At 66.8% G+C, this 18,128-nt stretch carries 17 protein-coding genes; 10 read left to right on the top strand and 7 right to left on the bottom strand.

What is annotated here, in order from left to right:
• Positions 1 to 304: 304 nt before the first annotated feature.
• Positions 305 to 862, top strand: coding sequence for a peptide-methionine (R)-S-oxide reductase MsrB (msrB, locus tag GEV05_25280; GenBank protein ID MPZ46637.1), 558 nt, complete (start codon positions 305 to 307; stop codon positions 860 to 862).
• A gap of 6 nt (positions 863 to 868) precedes the next feature.
• On the opposite strand, the gene GEV05_25275 is transcribed toward msrB, so the two are convergent.
• Positions 869 to 2,536: a fumarate hydratase gene (locus GEV05_25275; GenBank protein MPZ46636.1), complete on the bottom strand. Its 1,668-nt coding sequence runs from the start codon at positions 2,534 to 2,536 to the stop codon at positions 869 to 871.
• 220 nt (positions 2,537 to 2,756) lie between these two features.
• On the opposite strand from GEV05_25275, the gene GEV05_25270 reads away from it, so the two are divergent.
• From GEV05_25270 to GEV05_25250, 5 genes are all read left to right on the top strand, one after another.
• Complete coding sequence (locus GEV05_25270; GenBank protein ID MPZ46635.1) at positions 2,757 to 3,191, top strand: heme-binding protein; 435 nt, start codon at positions 2,757 to 2,759, stop codon at positions 3,189 to 3,191.
• A gap of 63 nt (positions 3,192 to 3,254) precedes the next feature.
• Positions 3,255 to 4,118, top strand: a complete 864-nt coding sequence (locus GEV05_25265) for a hypothetical protein (protein ID MPZ46634.1) — start codon at positions 3,255 to 3,257, stop codon at positions 4,116 to 4,118.
• Between the two features lie 45 nt (positions 4,119 to 4,163).
• Complete coding sequence (locus GEV05_25260; GenBank protein ID MPZ46633.1) at positions 4,164 to 5,066, top strand: NAD-binding protein; 903 nt, start codon at positions 4,164 to 4,166, stop codon at positions 5,064 to 5,066.
• Positions 5,067 to 5,193: 127 nt separating this feature from the next.
• Positions 5,194 to 6,069 carry an NAD-binding protein gene (locus GEV05_25255; protein ID MPZ46632.1) on the top strand — a complete coding sequence of 292 codons (876 nt, stop codon included), beginning with the start codon at positions 5,194 to 5,196 and terminating at the stop codon, positions 6,067 to 6,069.
• Between the two features lie 2 nt (positions 6,070 to 6,071).
• Positions 6,072 to 6,911, top strand: a complete 840-nt coding sequence (locus GEV05_25250; protein ID MPZ46631.1) for an amidohydrolase family protein — start codon at positions 6,072 to 6,074, stop codon at positions 6,909 to 6,911.
• Between the two features lie 189 nt (positions 6,912 to 7,100).
• Here GEV05_25250 and GEV05_25245 read toward each other — a convergent pair whose 3' ends face one another.
• From GEV05_25245 to GEV05_25235, 3 genes are all read right to left on the bottom strand, one after another.
• Entirely contained in the window at positions 7,101 to 8,066 is a 966-nt protein-coding gene (locus GEV05_25245; protein ID MPZ46630.1) for a tripartite tricarboxylate transporter substrate binding protein, read from the bottom strand.
• Between the two features lie 139 nt (positions 8,067 to 8,205).
• Entirely contained in the window at positions 8,206 to 9,105 is a 900-nt protein-coding gene (locus GEV05_25240) for an amidohydrolase family protein (protein MPZ46629.1), read from the bottom strand.
• Positions 9,106 to 9,163: 58 nt separating this feature from the next.
• A complete protein-coding gene (locus GEV05_25235; GenBank protein ID MPZ46628.1) occupies positions 9,164 to 10,483 on the bottom strand; it encodes an RNA polymerase subunit sigma-70 in 1,320 nt (439 codons plus the stop codon).
• Between the two features lie 236 nt (positions 10,484 to 10,719).
• On the opposite strand from GEV05_25235, the gene GEV05_25230 reads away from it, so the two are divergent.
• The 4 genes from GEV05_25230 (at position 10,720) to GEV05_25215 (ending at position 15,947) form a co-directional block, all read left to right on the top strand.
• On the top strand, positions 10,720 to 12,447 hold the full coding sequence (locus GEV05_25230; protein MPZ46627.1) for a dihydroxy-acid dehydratase: 1,728 nt from the start codon (positions 10,720 to 10,722) through the stop codon (positions 12,445 to 12,447).
• A 123-nt stretch (positions 12,448 to 12,570) separates the two neighbouring features.
• Positions 12,571 to 13,374, top strand: a complete 804-nt coding sequence (gene modA, locus GEV05_25225; GenBank protein MPZ46626.1) for a molybdate ABC transporter substrate-binding protein — start codon at positions 12,571 to 12,573, stop codon at positions 13,372 to 13,374.
• 29 nt (positions 13,375 to 13,403) lie between these two features.
• Entirely contained in the window at positions 13,404 to 14,771 is a 1,368-nt protein-coding gene (locus GEV05_25220) for an SLC13 family permease (protein MPZ46625.1), read from the top strand.
• 69 nt (positions 14,772 to 14,840) lie between these two features.
• Positions 14,841 to 15,947 carry an oxidoreductase gene (locus GEV05_25215; GenBank protein ID MPZ46624.1) on the top strand — a complete coding sequence of 369 codons (1,107 nt, stop codon included), beginning with the start codon at positions 14,841 to 14,843 and terminating at the stop codon, positions 15,945 to 15,947.
• A gap of 28 nt (positions 15,948 to 15,975) precedes the next feature.
• Here GEV05_25215 and GEV05_25210 read toward each other — a convergent pair whose 3' ends face one another.
• The 3 genes from GEV05_25210 to GEV05_25200 all read right to left on the bottom strand — a co-directional run bounded on the left by GEV05_25210 (position 15,976) and on the right by GEV05_25200 (position 17,657).
• Positions 15,976 to 16,383, bottom strand: a complete 408-nt coding sequence (locus GEV05_25210; protein ID MPZ46623.1) for a hypothetical protein — start codon at positions 16,381 to 16,383, stop codon at positions 15,976 to 15,978.
• Between the two features lie 284 nt (positions 16,384 to 16,667).
• On the bottom strand, positions 16,668 to 17,255 hold the full coding sequence (locus GEV05_25205) for a hypothetical protein (protein MPZ46622.1): 588 nt from the start codon (positions 17,253 to 17,255) through the stop codon (positions 16,668 to 16,670).
• 3 nt (positions 17,256 to 17,258) lie between these two features.
• Entirely contained in the window at positions 17,259 to 17,657 is a 399-nt protein-coding gene (locus tag GEV05_25200) for a hypothetical protein (GenBank protein MPZ46621.1), read from the bottom strand.
• Positions 17,658 to 18,128 lie beyond the last annotated feature (471 nt).

Raw genomic sequence — 18,128 nt, 5'->3', positions numbered from 1 at the left:
GCGAGCGAGGTAGGCGTCCGTGAGCTCGACCGGCGAAAGCTTGCGGGCGCGGATCAGGCGCGCCGACTCGGCGATGGACCGGCTGCACAGATCTTCCGACATGAAGGCTCCTCGGGCGCATGGGACTGCGCAAGTTTTTGCGGTGTGCGCGGGTCGTGTCAAGCAAAAGCGTGCTGCTCTTTCACGCACCGGGCGAAATCAAGAGCCGGTAAGATTGTCCTACCCCATACGACCGAGCAATCGGGGCGCCGCCGCAGCGGGCGCCGTAGTCTCGCAATCTTCATGTTCCAGCGAAGGAATCGCCATGAACCGTCGTACCTTCGTGAGTCTCGCCGGCATTGGCGCCGCATCCGCGGGTCTGCTGGTGCGCGCGAATGCCGTTCACCCACGCACCAGCATGGACACGATCACTCAATTGCAAAAGGAATGGAAAACCCTGCTCGCATCTGGCGCCGATGTCGCGCTCTCGCGCGAGCCGCTGCAGCGCAGCGACACGGAATGGAAGAAGACCCTCACGCCGGAGCAGTACCAGGTATTGCGCGAGGAAGGCACCGAGCGCCCCGGAAGCAGTCCGTTCAACCGGGAGAAGCGGCCGGGCGTATTCGCCTGCGCCGGCTGCTCGGCGCCGCTTTTCACCTCGGCCATGAAATACGAGAGCGGCACGGGGTGGCCGAGCTTCTTCACCGCGATCCCGCAGGCCCTTGCAACCCGGCGCGACTTCAAGCTGATCTTGCCGCGCACCGAGTACCACTGCGTGCGCTGCGGCGGTCACCACGGCCACCTGTTCGAGGACGGTCCGCCGCCGACGGGGCTGCGCTATTGCAATAACGGCATCGCGTTGCGCTTCATCCCGAAGGGATGAAGCGCTTCACTTCTCACGCTTCACTACGCTCACCGGCTTCGTCACCGCCTCGAAGAAATCATTGCCCTTGTCGTCGACCACGACGAAAGCGGGGAAATCTTCGACTTCGATGCGCCAGACTGCTTCCATGCCGAGCTCCGGGTACTCGAGTACCTCGACTTTGCGGATGCAGTCCTTCGCGAGCCGCGCGGCCGGACCGCCGATCGAACCGAGATAGAAGCCGCCGTACTTGCGGCAGGCTTCGGTCACGGCTTTGGAGCGGTTGCCCTTGGCCAGCATGACGTAGCTGCCGCCGTTGGCCTGAAACTGCTCGACGTAGCTGTCCATGCGCCCGGCCGTGGTGGGCCCGAACGATCCGGACGCATAGCCTTCCGGCGTCTTGGCCGGACCGGCGTAGTAGACGCAGTGATCCTTCAGATATGCCGGCAACCCATGCCCGGCGTCGAGCTGCTCCTTGATCTTCGCGTGCGCGATATCGCGCGCCACCACCATCGGTCCGCTCAGCATGACGCGCGTCTTCACCGCGCACTGGGAAAGCTGGTTGCGGATATCGCTCATCGGCCGGTTGAGGTCGATTCGCACCACCTCGCCGCTAAGGCCCTCGGCCCGAACGTCGGGCAGGAAGCGCGCCGGATCGCGTTCGAGCTCCTCCAGGAACACGCCCTCGGCGGTGATCTTCCCGAGCGCCTGGCGATCGGCCGAGCACGATACGGCGATGGCGACCGGGAACGAAGCGCCGTGACGCGGCAGGCGTATGACGCGAACATCGTGGCAAAAATACTTGCCGCCGAACTGCGCGCCGATGCCGAAGCGCTGCGTGAGCGCGAGCACGCGGCTCTCCAGCTCCCGGTCGCGGATCGCATGTCCGTGGGCATTGCCTTCGGCGGGCAAGCCATCGAGGTAGCGCGTGGACGCAAGCTTGGCGGTATCGAGTGCGAGCTCCGCCGACGTGCCGCCCAGCACGATCGCCAGGTGGTAAGGCGGGCAGGCCGCGGTGCCCAGGCCGCGCAGTTTCTCGTCCAGCCAGCTCATCAAGGTATCGGGCGCAAGCAACGCCCGGGTCTCCTGGTAGAGCAGGCTCTTGTTGGCCGAGCCGCCGCCCTTGGTGATGAACAGGAACTTGTAAGCGTCGCCCGGGACCGCTTCGAGCTTGATCTCGGCCGGCAGGTTGTTGCCGGTGTTGGTCTCGTCCCAGGTCGTCCTCGGCGCCATCTGCGAATAGCGCAGGTTCAGTGCGGCGTAGGCATCGTATACGCCGTACGCGATCGCCGTCCGATCGTCGCCCTCCACCCAGACCTGTTCGCCTTTCTTCGCCTTGACGATGGCCGTGCCGGTATCCTGGCACGAGGGCAGGACGAATCCGGACGCGATGGCCGCATTCTTCAGCAAATCCAGGGCGACGAAGCGGTCGTTGGCCGACGCTTCCGGGTCGTCCAGGATGTTGCGCAATTGCTGTAAGTGACCGGCTCGAAATAGATGCGAGATGTCCCGGATCGCTTCACGGGTGAGAGCGCGAATCGTTTCGCCCTCGACTTGCAGAAAACGCCGGCCAGCCGCCTCGATCACGCCGACGCCGCCCACGTCGAGCTTGCGATAGCGCGTCGCGTCGGGTCCGAGCGGGAACATCTCCTGATGGACGAACGGCGTGGCCGCATCCGGACGAGGCTTGCTCATGCTGGAATCCGTCGAATTGTTCGGAAAGGCCGAATTATCACGGGCAGCCACGCAGTCGGGCAACCGTGATGCAGTTCCTGCGACGGCGCGCCGTGCACGATTGACACTGTCGCGCGGCGGGCCGTATAGTCGTTCGCGGCAAGACTTTACCCGCGCGCGACCGTGCGCGGGCCATCTCACCAAAAAAAATATATCCCCTCGTAGAACGATTGGAGGGATCATGTCGCTACTCACACTGAAGCAAGCCGATATCATCATCGACCAGGCGCTGGCAAAGGCTCGTCAGATGAAGCTGCCGCCGCTTGCGGTGGTCGTTCTGGACGATTCCGGCTACATCAAGGCCGTCAAGCGCGAAGATGGCGCCAGCATGTTCCGGGTCGAGATCGGCCAGGGCAAGGCCTGGGGCGCTGTTGCCATGGGTTGCTCGAGCCGGGCACTCGCGAACCGGGCCAAGCAGAACCCGAATTTTTTTCTGACGCTCGCCGCAACTTCTTCGGGAAAGTTTCTCCCGCAGCAGGGTGGCGTGCTGATTCGAGATGCCGCCGGTGCCATCCTGGGCGCCGTGGGCATCAGCGGTGCCAGCGGCGACGAAGACGAAGCCTGCGGTGCCCATGGCGTGGAACAAGCGGGCTTGAAGCCCGACGTCTCCGGCTAAAGAGGCGACGCGTTCGCCGTAGCCTGCCCGGGCGGAAATCCGTCCGAGGGTACGGTTTTCGCAATGCGCCCTTTTCCGACGGAGGCTTTCATGGCGCAAGGCAAGGTATGCTTGGCCGCCGACGTGTCGGCGGTGGCGATGACGCCGGATCTCGGCGCCGAGGTGCGAGGCGTGGACCTGTCCGCGCCGCTTTCGGATGCCTGCTTCGCGCGCATCCTCCAGATCTTCCACCGCTACGGCGTCATTTATCTGCGCAGCCAGGCGCTCGACGCCCGTTTGCTGGCGCGCTTCGCCGCGCGCTTCGGTGAATCCGAGCTCACGCCGGTCGAGGAGCAACCGCTGCCCGGTCTGCCGCAAGTGAGCGTTCTCGGTGACTCGGTGCAAGGCGGGCTGGAGCCTTCCTATTGGCATTCGGATCGCTCGCACGAGGTTGTCCCTCCGGCGGTGACGCTGCTTTATGGCATGAACGGCGCCGACGGCGGCAGCGCCGAATTCGTCAACATGTATTCGGTATTCAACGCGCTCGCGCCGGAGAAGCAGCTGCTGGTGCAGAAGCTGCGCGGCCTGCACGTCGCGCGTGCGCTCGATCCCGCGGCAGGGTTGCCCGAGACGGCCGGCGCCCAGCGCCAGGGCGCCGAGCATCCTCTGGTGCGGGTTCATCCGGAAACGGGCAAGCGAGCGCTCTATCTCGCCAAGGAAGTGGTGGCACGCGCCGCGGGCCTGCGCGAAGACGACAGCCGCAAGCTGATCGAACAGCTCGAAGCGTTCGCCACGCAGCCGCGGTTCGTCTATGCTCACCGCTGGCGCAAGGGCGATCTGCTCATCTGGGATAACCGCTGCACGCTGCACCGCATGTCGTTCGAGCCCAGGAGCGATCGCGCGCTGTATCGCATCCGGGTGAGAGGCGAGACACCCATAGCGGGTTGAGCGCTCGGCTTGCGGTGCGCGAGCCGCGACCGCAAGGACAGGGCCATGGCGATCCACCGCATCGGTTTCGTGGGCATCGGCAACATGGGTTGGCCGATGGCGGCCAACCTTGCGCATGCCGGATTCGAGCTGACCGTTCACGACGCTCGCCCGGAGCGCGCGCGCGAATTCGCGGCGCAATGCAACGCTGTGGCTGCATCGTCGCTCGCCGATCTCGCCGCACGGGTGCAGTGCGTGGTGACGATGGTCCCCGATCACCACGTCGTGCGCCAAGTCGTGCTCGGCGATGGCGGCGACTGCGTGGCGGCAGGCCTGCAGCCGGGGGCCATCGTGGCGGACATGGGCACATCCGACCCCATGGCCACGCGCTCGCTGGGGGCCGAACTGTCGGCGCGCGGCATTCGCTTGGTCGATGCACCGGTCATGGGCGGGGTGCCCTTCGCCTGCGACGCTTCGCTCGACATCATGGCTGCGGGCGAGGCCGAAGCGCTCGACGCGATGCAGCCGGTGTTCGCCGCGCTGGGGCGCAAGGTCTACCGTTGCGGTGCGGCTGGCAGCGGCCACGCGCTCAAGGCGATCAACAACTACATCAACGCCTGCGCCTTGATCAACGTGATCGAAGGGCTGACCATCGGCGCGAAGTTCGGCATCGACACCGCGCTCATGATCGATACCATGCAGGCGATGTGCACCGGGCGCAATCATCCGATCGACAAGAAGATCGTTCCGCAGGTCGTGACGCGCAAGTATGCGGCCGGCATGCCGATCGGGTTCATCGCCAAGGACCTGCGAATCGCGGTGGATACGGCGCAGCGGCTCGGCGCGGCTGCGCCGCTCGCGGAGAAGGTGCTGGCGCTGTGGCAAGCCGCCGGTGCCGCGCTCGGCCCCGCCTGCGACCACACCGAGATCGTGCGTTACTGGGAACGCGAAAGCGGCGTTCAACTCTAGCGAGCTATCAACAATCATCATTGCACGCGCGCTCCCTCACCCCCAACCCCTCTCCCGGGGGGAGAGGGGAGCGCACAGCGTTTTGCGGCTGGTCAGCCACTCACGATAAGCTACGAGGAGGAAGTTCATGCGGGTAGCATTCATCGGCGTCGGCGCCATGGGCGAGCCCATGGCGGCCAACTTGCTGCAGAAAGGATTCGAGCTCTCCATCCTGCACCATCGGCGCGCGGAGCCGGCCGCGCGGCTCGCGCAACTCGGGGCTCGTGTCTGCGCAAGCGTTGCCGAAACCGTTGCCGGTTGCGAGATCGTAGTGCTGAGCCTGCCGACATCTGCCGAAGTGGAAGCTATCGTTGCCGGCGCGGGCGGAGTCCTTGCCGCAGCGAGCGCGGGAACGCTCGTGCTGGACTGTACGACCAGCGACCCCGCCAGCACGCGGCGCCTCGGCGAGCAGCTCTCGGGGCGCGATATCGCCTTGGTGGATGCGGGCATGACCCGCGGCGTGGCCGGCGCCAAGCAGGGCAAGCTCGCGTTCTTTCTCGGCGGCGAGCCGCGTCACATCGAGCGGGCGATGCCGGTTTTGAAAGGGCTCGGCGATACCTTCGTGCACGTCGGCCCACTCAGCCATGGCCACACGGCCAAGCTCATCAGCAATGTGTTGAGCTACGCAACGGTTGCGCTGGTGAACGAAGCGTTCATGCTGGGCGCTCGCTCGGGGCTAGACCTGGCGCGCTTGTCCGAGGCGTTGAACCAGGGCGCGCCGAGCAAGGCGCTGGAGTCGTTCGGGCCGCGCATTGCGGCGGGCGAGTACGAGCCCGCGCGCGTGACGGTCGCGCATGTGTGCGACGACATGATGATGCTGCAGCAGCTGGCCGCGAGCACCGTGTCCTCCGTTCCGATTCTCGGAGCCGCGCAGGAGCTCTACCGCCTGCTGCAGCTGCAAGGCAGTAGCGCGCGCGACTTGTCGGTCGTCGCCGAGCTGTGGCGCTCGGCAGGGAAGCGCTGACCATGGCCGTGATCGATTTTCGTTTGCGGCCCCCGGTCAAGGGCCTCCTCGACATGGTCATGTACGCAAAAGCGCAGCGGCGCGACGGCATCACGCGCCAACACGGCATGGAGCCGGCGGCTTCCGCGCAGGCCAAGTCGATGGAGATGCTGCTCGCCGAAATGGAGCAGGCGGGCGTGAACTGCGGTGTGGTGATGGGCCGATATTCCGGGCTGTATGGCTCGGTGAGCAACAGCGACGTCGCGGATATCGTGCGCGCGTGGCCGGGGCGCTTCGTCGGCGTCGGCTCGATCGATCCGAGCGAGCGCAAGCGGGCGATCGCGCAGATCGACGAGGCCATGGCGCTCGGATTGAAGGGCATCAACCTGGAGCCGGGCGCCTATCCGCAGCCGCTTTACAGCGACGACCGGCGCCTGTACCCGATCTACGCCTATTGCGAGGACAGGGACATCCCGGTCACGATCATGGCGGGCGGCAGCGCCGGGCCGGATCTGTCTTATACAAACCCGGTTCACGTCGATCGGGTCGCGGCCGATTTTCCGCAGCTGCGCATCGCGCTCACTCACGGCGCCTGGCCCTGGGTGAGCGAGATCCTGCATGTGGCGTTTCGCCGCCCCAACGTCTATCTGTCGCCCGATCAGTACCTGTGCAACATGCCCGGCATGGACGACTACATCCGCGCGGCCAACGGCTTTCTTGCCGATCGTTTCCTGTATGCGAGCTCGTATCCGTTCATCGGCGTGCAGCGCTATGCCGAGTGGTTTCGTGCGCTGCCCATCAGGCCGGAATTGTTGCCGCAGCTCATGTATTCGAATGCGGCGCGGTTTCTCGGCCTCGCTTAGCTTCGAACCACCCCGCCCGCTCGCGCGGGCACCCCGTCCTTGGGAAGGACCACCCCGCCCGCTCACGCGGGCACCCCTCCTTAGGAAGGAGGGGAGACTAAACCTTCCCCTCCTCTCATGAGGAGGGGTGTCGGCAGAGCCGACGGGGTGGTGTGGTTTTCCTTGGCTTTGTAACCACCCGCCGGCAACTCAATCCCCGCGGATGCCCGCTGTCTTCGCGACCTTGGTGTACTTGGCGAGCTCGGTCTTGAAGAACGCCGCCGTCTGTTCCGGGCTGCTCGCCACGATCTCCGCGCCGAGCGAGGCCAGACGCTGCTTGATCTCGGGGGTCGCCAGCGCCTGCAGCATCGCCCGATTGAGCTTGAGCACGATCTCGCGCGGCGTCTTCGCCGGCACCATCGCGCCGTACCACGTGCTCATCGAATAGCCTGGCACGGTTTCGGCGATGGTGGGCACGTCAGGCAGGACCGCGGCGCGCTTTTCCATCGTGACCGCGATGGCCTTGGCGCGGCCGGCGCGAACGTGCGGAATGATGGGCGGCATGGTGTTGAAGGCCGATGCGATCTGGCCGCCGATCAGCGCGATCGCGAGCGGGCCGCCGCCCTTGTACGGGACCATCAGCAGATTGGTGCCGGTCATCATCTTGAACATTTCGCCGGCGAAATGCTCGGGACTGGCGACGCCGGAAGTTCCGTAGGTCAGCTCGCCCGGGCGCGATTTCGCCAGCGCGATCACGTCCTTCACCGTCTTCACCGGCAGCGAGGGGTGCACACACAGCACGTTCGGCACGTTGGAGACGACGGTGATCGGCGCGAGGTCACGTTCGATGTCGTAGCCAAGGTTGGTGTAGACCGGCTTGCTCATGATGTGAGCGACCGACATGAACAGGATCGTGTAGCCGTCCGGCGCGGCGTCGGCGGCCATCTTGGCCGCGATGTTGGCATTCGCGCCCGGGCGGTTCTCGACCACGAACTGCTGCTTCAGCGTTTGCGAAATACTTGCGCCGACGGTCCGCGCCATGATGTCGGTGCCGCCGCCGGCCGCGAATCCGACCAAAATGCGAACCGGCTTGCTGGGGTAGTCCTGTGCCACCGCGCTTGCGCAACCCAGGCAGGCCAATGCAGCGGCCGCCGCTGCCCGCGATGAAAATGTCATTTGCTTGCTCCTCGCTGCGTTCGGTGCGCCGGGGTGACTGAATCCGCGTTTGCCCGGAACGCGGCGCCGTTGCCCGGGCGCGCTACACTAGTCGGTGCCGCTGGCCGGTGTCAATCGCGCGATTGATTCGCAGCCGCGCTCAGAAGCCGTACAGCGCCGCCGAATTGTCCACCAGCACGCGCTTGCGCAGTTCCGCATCCGGAACCCAATCGGCGAGCAGGTCGCACAGGTCGCCGTCGTTGGGCATGGATCCTTTCACCATCACATGCGGCCAATCGGTGCCCCAGACGACGCGTCCGGGCGCCGCATCGAGCAACGCATGCGCGAGCGGCACGGTGTCCGCGTGCGGCAGCGCGGTGGTCGAAATGCGGTACGGGCCGGTGAGCTTGACCCAGGCCTTGCCCGCGCGCATGAGGCGCAGCAACGCCTGGAAGCCGGGGTCGCCGGTTCCCTTGCCGGTGCCGAGATACCCCAGGTGGCCGAGCACGATGTCGACCGGCAAATCGGCGAAGGCCCGATCCATGTCGGGAAACTCGTCGGCATGCATCAGGAGCTCGATGTGCCAGCCGAAGCGCCGGATTTTCTGCGCCAGCCGCTGCAGCAGCGGAACCGGCAGCTTGCCCTTGTCCTCATGGATGTCGACGATGTTGCAGCGAACGCCACGAACGCCGGCGGCATGCAGGCGTTCGAGCTCGTCCTCGCCGATCGCCTCCTCCACCACCGCGACGCCGCGAAAGACGGGGCCGGCTTGCTCGAGCGCAGCGAGCAGCGCGCGGTTGTCGGTGGCGTAGACGCTCGGCTGCACCAGCACCGCGCGCTCGACGCCGAGCGTGGCGAGCATGTGGCGATACGCGGGCAGCAGGCAGTCGGGCGGCGTGTAGACGCGCCCCGGCCAGTACGGATAGCGGCTCCCGGGACCGCAGATGTGCGCATGACAGTCGCAGCTCAGCGGCGGGAGCGCGAGACGCGGCTTGCGCGGAGCCGGGTCGGGCGCTGCGCACAGCGAGGGCTGCGCACCGGGTGGGGCTGCGGACGACATGCCGGATTCTCGATGAACGCCAGAGCAGAGGACTGCGCGCTGAATCGACGCGTCGTCTCTAGCGCTTCTGCAGCTCCAGGATCTCGAATCCCGAATAGCGATCCACGATGTAGATGAGGCCGCGATCGTCGATATCGCAGTCGTTGGTCTGCGGCGCCGCGCGGCCGCGCGCCGGCTCGGGGACGTGGTACGCGACTTCCTCCGGCGCCGTCGGATCGGCCACGTCGACCACGCGCAATCCCCCGGCAAACCAGGCGCAATACACCAGCGTGTCCTTCATGTGCTCCTGGAACTGGTGGGCGCCGAAGCGTCCCGGCGTGGCTCGGCTCCAGGGCGAGTCCAGCTCGCTCACCTCGTAGATGGCGAGCGGCTGAATGTTCGAATAGTCGGTGACGTCGAGCACCCATAGGCAGCCGTGCGGGCGCCCGCGCCGGCGCGCCATCTCTTCCGGGCTATGCGCATGGTCTTCCTCGTCGATGGCGAGCGCGATCTTGCGGCCCTTGATGGGGGAAGGCACAGGCATGAAGGTATGCGACGGCTCAGGGAACGGCGGGTGGTAGTTGTACGCGCCTACCGTTTTCGGCTTGCGGATGTCCTTCACGTCGATGATGCGCACGCCCCCGTGCCACACGCCCGCCCACAGCTCGTCGCCGAAGCGCAGCGCATGGTGCAGCCGATGCTGGCGCCCCGGCCAGGTCGGCTTCTCGCCGCCCTCGACGTGCTGCCCGGGCAGCCACCAGTGCGAGACTTCTTCCGGCTTGGCCGGGTTGCGGATGTCGTAGGTGACCAGGATGTTGCCGACGTAGCCCGGCATCTCGGTCGAGATGTAGGCGTAGTTCGCATCCATGTCGAAGCGATGCACGCCGATGCCGTGGGTCTTGTGATGCACGATCTGTTTCGGGTTGGCGCGGACCGAAACGTCGTAGACGCGAAAGCCGCCCAGCTGATAGGGCTTCTTATCGGCCGCTTCCACGGCCGGAATGTCCGATTCGGCGACACCCAGCCTGGCAGCGAGCTCGGCATGGGTCGGCGCCCGGCCGAGCTCGGCCTGCAGGTCCTTGCGCAGCTTCGGCAGCTCGTCGGCCTTGCGGCCGATGCCGCTCGCATTGCGCTCGTGGTTGACGATCATGATGTCGCCGATCACGCGCGCCTTGTGGCTGTGCGAGTCCGGGTCGTCGAGGAAGATCTGGCTCAGCAACTTCGGCTTGCGCGGGTCCGAGACGTCGACGATCGACGTGCCGAGCCGTTCCTTGTTGGTGATATGGCCGACGTAGGCGTATTGGCCCGCGACGTACACCTGGCCGGCGCCGGGCAGGTCCAGGTGCGACAGTCGGGTGATGTTGTGCGACAGCGGCGGGCTTTGCAGAACGGCGGACATGGCGGCACCTCGGCGGATTGGTCGGAACGAAGTCTAACTCACGGCGCCGCCGTCGTGCCACGGCGCAACCGTCCTGACACTGCGCGTGTGTCCAAGCACGCCCGTATTTGGCACAATCGGCGCACGTCGGGAAAAAGGGGACGCACACAATTTCCGGCCCCCACAATTTCCACCCCAGGGAAATTGTGTGCGTCCCCTTTTTCCCTTTTCCCCGCCTCGTTGAAAGGTCACCGCTCATGGCCGTCAATCGCAAACGCCCCGAGGACTTGCGCAGTCACCGCTGGTACGGGGTGAAGGATCTGCGCTCGTTCGGCCACCGCTCGCGCACGCTGCAGATGGGCTTCGCGCGCGAAGACTTCGCCGGCAAGCCGGTGATCGGCATCATCAACACCTGGAGCGACATCAACCCCTGCCACTACCACTTCAAGCAGCGGGTGGAGGAAGTGAAACGCGGCGTGTGGCAGGCGGGCGGGTTCCCGCTGGAGCTGCCGGCGATCACCCTGGCCGAACCGTTCCAGAAGCCCACCACCATGATGTACCGCAACCTGCTGGCAATGGATGCCGAGGAGCTGCTTCGGTCCTATCCCGTCGATGGCGCGGTCCTCATGGGCGGGTGCGACAAGACCACGCCGGCGCTCATCATGGGCGCCACCAGCGCGAACCTTCCGGCGATCTATCTTCCGGCAGGGCCGATGCTGCGCGGAAACTGGCACGGCGAGTTCCTCGGCTCCGGCACCGATTCGTGGAAGTACTGGGCGGAGCTGCGCGCGGGGACCATCACGGAGAACGACTGGATGGAAGTCGAGGAAGGCATCGCCCGCTCGCCCGGCCATTGCATGGTCATGGGCACGGCCTCCACCATGACGTCGGTGGCCGAGACCCTCGGCCTCACGCTGCCGGGCGCGGCCTCCATTCCGGCGGCCGATGCCAACCACGGCCGCATGGCCACCGCGAGCGGGCGGCGTATCGTCGACATGGTATGGGAGGATCTGAAGCCGAGCGAGCTGTTGACGGCTGCGGCGTTCGACAACGCGATCGTTGCGACCCATGCGCTGTCCGGATCGACCAACGCCCTCATTCACCTGATCGCCATGGCGGGCCGCGCCGGCATAGCGTTGCGGCTGGAACGCTTCGACGAGCTGTCGCGCTCTACGCCCGTGCTCGCGAACATTCGTCCGGCCGGCATGTATCTGATGGAAGACTTCTACTATGCCGGCGGATTGCGGGCGCTGCTCGCGCAATTGACCGATGCGCTCGACCTCGATTGCAAAACCGCCAACGGAAAAACGCTGGGCGAGAACATCGCCGGCGCTCGCATCTACAAGCCCGACGTCATCCGCACGCGCGCCGAAGCGCTGAGCCCGAGCGGTGGTCTCGTCGTGCTGCGCGGCAATCTCGCGCCCGACGGCGCGGTGATCAAGCCGACGGCCGCCGAGGCGCACCTGATGCGCCACAAGGGGCCGGCGGTCGTGTTCCGCAATTACGACGACATGGCGGCCCGCATCGACGACGAGGCGCTTGCGATCGATGAGAACTCGGTTGTGGTGCTGCAGAATGCCGGGCCGCTGGGCGCCGGCATGCCGGAGTGGGGACAACTGCCGATCCCGAAGAAGCTGCTGCGCCGCGGCGTGCGCGACATGCTGCGCATCTCCGATGCGCGCATGAGCGGCACCTCGTACGGTGCTTGCGTTCTGCACGTGGCGCCCGAATCGCATGTCGGCGGGCCGCTCGCATTCGTCCGCGACGGCGATCTGATCGAGCTCGACGTGGACGCGCGCAGGCTGCAATTGCACGTCCCGGAAGCGGAGCTCGCGCGCCGGCGCGCCGAGTGGGAGCCCGCATCGCCCCGTTTCCAGCGCGGCTACGGCGCGCTGTATGCGCGCCACGTCACGCAGGCCGACAAGGGTTGCGACTTCGATTTCCTCGAAGGCGCCGCGTTCACACCCGAGCCCGATATCCATTGATCGGCGACGAGCAGCACACTTTCGATCGCTGTCCATGAGAGAGACGCCCGCATTTTGGGATTGCGCGACGCGGCCGGGAAAATCGGATTTGCACCCGAGTCCGCAATCCGGATCTGCATCCGAGTGCGCACCCGAATTGCCGACGTGATGCGAATGCGCGTGGCTGCGCTAGCGCTCGCGATCGGCTCGTATCTGGGCGTGTGCCCGGCTGCGGCTGCGGCCGACCTTCGGGTGATGTGCCCGAGTGCATTGCGCACACCGATCGTGGAATCCGCCCGCGCCTTCGCGCGCGCAGGCGGGCACCGTATCGAGTTCGTGTTCGCGGGCGTGGCGGCAGTGCACAAGCGCATTGCAACCGGCGAACGGGCCGATGTTGCCATCGGCACTGCGCAGGGAGCCGATGCGCTGGTGCGGCTCGGCCGCGGGGTCGAGGGAAGTCTCGTGCCGCTCGTGCGCAGCGCCCTGGCGCTCGCGCTGCCCTTGCACGAGATTGCGCCCGAGGTCCGCGATGCAGCCTCGCTCGCCGAAACGCTGCGTCGAGCGCAGTCGCTGGTGGTGCCGGACGTAAATCTCGGCGTACCGGGCGGCGCGCAGACCGCCGAGCTGCTGGAGCGGCTCGGGCTTGCCGAGGAGCTTCGCGCCCGTACGCGCTACCTCGCCGATGCGCGCGAGATCGCCAAGCGCGTGGCGGCCGGCACGGCCGACATCGGCATCGGCGCGATGAGCGGCCTCGTGGGCTCGGCCGGCGTCGCGGTGCTGGGACCGCTCACCGAGCCCCGCACCGAGGGCATCGCGTATGCCGCGGTGATCGTGCGCACGGCGGCCAACGCGGATCTCGCACGCGCCTTCATCGCGCACCTGCGCTCGCCGCAGTCGCAGGCGCTGTTTCGCAAGGCGGGCTATCTGCCGGTCGATCGGGCGCCGTAACGAGCCGGGGATCCGCCGCCAGGGATTGCATGCGCACCGTGCTGAAGCTCGCGATCGTGCTGGTTGCGGCGATCATTTTCTTCGTCCCGCCGCCGCCCGGCGTTTCGCCCGTCGTCATGCGTACGGCGGGGCTGGTCGTGTTCACCGTCGGCATGTGGGCCACACAGGGACTGCCCGAGCACATCACCGGGCTGCTTTTCCTGCTTCTGGCCGTGCTGATCGAAGTCGCGCCGGCCAGCGTGGTGTTCTCCGGTTTCACGTCCGGAACGCTGTGGCTCGTGCTGGGCGGCCTGTTCATCGCCGAAGCGGTGCGCGTCACCGGGCTCGGCGAGCGCTTCGCACTGGCGCTGCTCGGGCGCTTCACGGGCTCGTATTCGTTGCTCGTGAGCGCGACCGTCGTGGTGGCGACAGCGCTTTGCTTCGTCATGCCGGCCACGCTCGGGCGCGTGCTGCTGCTCGTTCCGATCCTCTCCGGCCTCGCACGCCACATCGGCCTCGCTGCGGGCAGTTCGGGCCATACCGGGCTCATGCTCGCCGCGATCGTGGCGAGCTTCCAGATCGGCACCAGCATCCTCCCAGCCAACGCACCGAACCTCGTGCTTGCCGGCGCCGCCGAGGCCGTGCATGGCATTCATCTCGATTACGGCGAGTACCTTTGGGTGCAGTTTCCCGTGCTCGGGCTCGCCAAGATGGCGTTGATCGTCGCGGCCACATGCTGGCTGTTTCCGGCGCGCATCGAGCGCGCGGCCGGCGTGCGTGCCGTTTCGCGCATGAGCGCGAAAGAGATACGTCTGTCGCTCATTCTGCTCGCGGCGTTGGCGCTGTGGACGACCGACGTCGTGCACGGCATCCGTCCCGGCTGGATTGCGCTCGCCGCGGGGCTTGCCGTCATGCTGCCGCGCATTGGTGTCATGCCGCTCGCCGCTTTCAACGACAGCATCAAGTACGGTCCGTACTTCTACATCGGCGCGGTGCTGGGATTGGGCGCGGTGGTGACGCAAACCGGTACCAGCGCGGCACTGGGCGCGCTGGTGCTGCCGGCACTCGCACTCGTGCCGGGCGAGGATTTCCGCAACTTCATGCTGCTCGCCATCGCGGCCACGATCGCCTGCATGGTGACGACCAATCCGGCGCAGCCCGGTCTGATGGTGCCGCTCGGCGAGCAGATCGCCGCCGCCACGGGATGGTCGCTGCAGGCTTCGCTCATGACGGCAGCGCTCGGTTTCTCCAACATAATGCTTCCCTATGCCGTGCCCCCGCTCGTGGTCGGCATGCAGCTCACCGGCATAGGTTTACGCGCGGCCGCCCGCTATACTTTGCTGCTCGCCCTGCCGAGCTTTGCCGTACTGCTGCCGCTCGATTATCTCTGGTGGCGCTTCATCGGCTATTTCGGCTGAATTCCATCGGCATACGCAACCCGGCTGCTGGATTTGCGAACCGTGCACGGTCGCTTCGAGGAGTTTTGCATGAGCCTGCTGTTTTCGCCGCTCGCGCTGGGGGGCATCGAGATCGCCAATCGCGTGACGGTATCTCCGATGTGCCAGTACAGTGCGCGCGACGGCACCTGCAACGACTGGCACCTGCAGCACCTGATGGGATTGTCGCTCTCGGGCGCCGGACTGCTCACGCTGGAGGCAACCCACGTCACCGCACAAGGCCGCATCTCGCCCGGTTGCGCGGGCCTGTGGTCCGATGAGAACGAGGCGGCGCTGAGCCGCGTCGTGCAGGCGTGCCGCTCGGTCTCCCCGATCAAGCTCGGCATCCAGCTCGCGCATGCCGGACGCAAGGGCTCTTCGCAACGGCCCTGGGAAGGACGCGGCCCGCTGCGCGCGGAGGAGGGCGCCTGGGAAACGATCGCGCCCTCGGCACTCGCGCTCGCGCCGGGCTGGCACATGCCCAGGGCGCTGGACGAAGCCGGCATGGCTACGGTTCGCGACGCGTTCGTGGCTTCCGCGCGGCGCGCGTTGCGCGTCGGCTTCGACCTGATCGAGATCCACTCCGCGCACGGTTATCTGCTGAACGAGTTTCTCTCGCCGCTGGCGAACCGGCGCGAAGACGCCTTCGGCGGCAGCCTCGCCAACCGGATGCGCTTCCCGCTCGACGTGTTCGAAGCCGTACGTGCGGTATGGCCGCGCGAGCGGGCGCTCGGTGCACGCATCCCGGGATCGGATTACATGCCGACCGGGTGGAGCCCGGACGATGCGATCGCGTATGCGCGCGAATTGAAGGCGCGCGGCTGCGATTTCGTCACCGTGTCCGGGGGCGGCGTGGTGCTCGATGCCAAGGTTCCGACCGGGCCTGGCTATCAGGTGCCCTTCGCCGAAGCGGTCAAGCGCGGCACCGCCATGACGACCGGGGCGGTCGGATTGATCACGCAGGCGCTGCAAGCCGAAGCGATCGTTGCCGCAGGCCGCGCCGACTATGTCGCCATAGCGCGCGGCTTCCTGTTCGATCCGCGCTGGGCCTGGCATGCGGCCATCGAGCTCGGTGCCGAGACCTACTTCGCACCGCAGTACCAGCGGTGCCATCCGGGCGCCTGGCCGCCTGCCTCCGAGGTCGTGCGGCGAGCCTAGCGCGGCACCGGGCTGGAAGGCGCAGCCGTCAGTGGCTCCCGCTCTTGCGCCGGCTCGACAGGCGCTGGCGCAGCTTGGGCGGCTCAAACATGATCAGGCGCGCGAGGGCGGAGAACTGCCATGACAGCCAGAGCACCAGCCAGGCGGCCACGGCGAGCGGAACCTGCGACCAGGCGAGGGTGATGCCGGAGGTCTCGCTGGTCAGGTCGAGCAGCAGTCCCATGCTCGCCAGGATGCCCAACATGAGCGCAACGCCGGCCAGCGCGGAACGGCGTTTGCTGCGCCGGGAGCTCCAGGATACGGCGCTCGCCGGCGCGCCGATCAGCCCGACCACGGAGAACCACAGCGCGGAGTGCCAGCCGTTATTGCCCGATGCGAGATAGGCGCCGAGCGCCAGGCCGCCGGCTCCAATAATCAAACCCAGCAGCAGCAGCATGACCGTGGTCGCTCGCATTGCGATCGCATTCTCCTGTTATCCGGGCCGAATGCCTGCGCTGCGCACCCCTTGCCCACAATCCGCGATCTGGTCCCGAATCGTGGGGCAAGCTGGCTCGGGCCGTTGGCAGACCCTTCCGCCCCCGAGAGCCGTCATTCGTTCTTGCGTTGTCTTGTCGTTTACGGCCGGGACGGCGCGCCATGAAGGCTTTTCTGCCTCGGCTGGCGCATTGTCAAGCCGGCGCGCGCCCGTAGGCGTGCCGGCCGTAGCCCATCGCCGTCGGGTCAGCGTTCCGGGGCGGGAGGCGGGGCGTGGGCGCCGGCCGGCGGCGGGGCGTAAGTGCCCGGAGCCGGCGGCGGGGCATACGAGCCGCCTGGCGGCGGCGCATACGTTCCCGGGGGTGGCGGCGGGCTGGCTGCTCGCCGCGGGGAGGAGGTGAATTGTCCCGCGACCGGCACCTTGTGCCCCTTCGCGTACATACACTGGATGTAGCCCGTGTCGTAACGATGCTGGAGCGACCGTCCGGACGTATCGGCTGCGCCTGCACCCGCTGCAGAACCGAACAACAGACCGGTGCCGGCGCCGACCCCGGCGCCTCGGCTGCCGCCGATGGCCGCGCCAGCCACTGCACCGATTGCAGTGCCGACCACTGCGCTGGACACGCCGCTGTTGACCGCGGCCTGTTGCGCGTCCTGGCCGCCGATGCTTTGCGAGGCATACGAGCGGCAGGTGTAGTCATCGGCGCGGAACTGGTCGAAGCTCATCTGGCTGCCGGGAAGCGCCATCACGCTGGGGCCGCCGGGGAATGTGACGCAGCCGCCTAGCACGAGCAATGCGCCGGCGATGGCGAGGCGGAAACGAATCGTCGTCATGGCTCAAGGATTCCGGGGTTGCGCGGGCACGCGCTGCCACGGTTGCCCACATTCCTTGACATAGGGATAGTAGGTGTTCGATTCGCGGCAGTAATACCAGTAGCCGGGGGCGCTTTCCTGCGCAACCCGCTCGTCGCGCTCGATGTAGACGCGCGGCGCAGGCGGGACCACGATCGCGGGCGCATACCCATACGGATAGGGATACGAATACGAATACGGGAACACCGGCCCGGGATACCAGAGCGGGCCACCGAAGACGAAGCCGAGTTGAAGCCGCGAGCCATGCGAATGGTGGTGGTGGCGGTGGTGGCCGCGGCGACCACCGTCCGACCAGGCAGCGGCGCTCGTCAGCAGTATGGCCAGTGCGGCGAGTCCGACGGCAAAAAGTCTCAACGATCGCATGAGTTGCTGTTCCTCTGCCAGGACCGGAGCACCAGCACCATTGGGGCTCGACATCAGCCCGCTGCCAAACCGCGGCTGGCGGGTTCGGAAAGCAGCCCGCCAACAGCGGCGACTGGCAGCGGCGACTGGCGGGCCCAAAAAGCAGTTCGCCAAAAGCGGCGGCGGGCTGTCTTTCGCGCAGGCGTCAAGCAACGTTGCACGATCGATGCCCCAGAAGCCCGGCAAGAAGATTATGCGCGCAAGGCCGGGCAAGGCCGTTAGGAAGTAGTAACAGTTTGTAAACGCTGCGCGCCGCGCCGTCTGGGCGCTACACCCCGGCAGCCCTCGTTGCCGCGCTGCGCTCGCAGAGCCATGACCCGCTCAGGGCGGGCCGTGCCGGTCGAGCCCGTAGAAGCGCATCAGCTCGTCCACGCGCTCGCGCGGCGGCCGGCGGCGGAAATAACCCTTCCTGCTTTGCATCACGCCGGTGGC

The organism is Betaproteobacteria bacterium (genome assembly GCA_009377585.1).
Lineage (GTDB): Bacteria > Pseudomonadota > Gammaproteobacteria > Burkholderiales > WYBJ01 > WYBJ01.
Note: the sequence above shows the minus strand (reverse complement) of the source record. Positions and strands in the feature narration are given on the sequence as shown.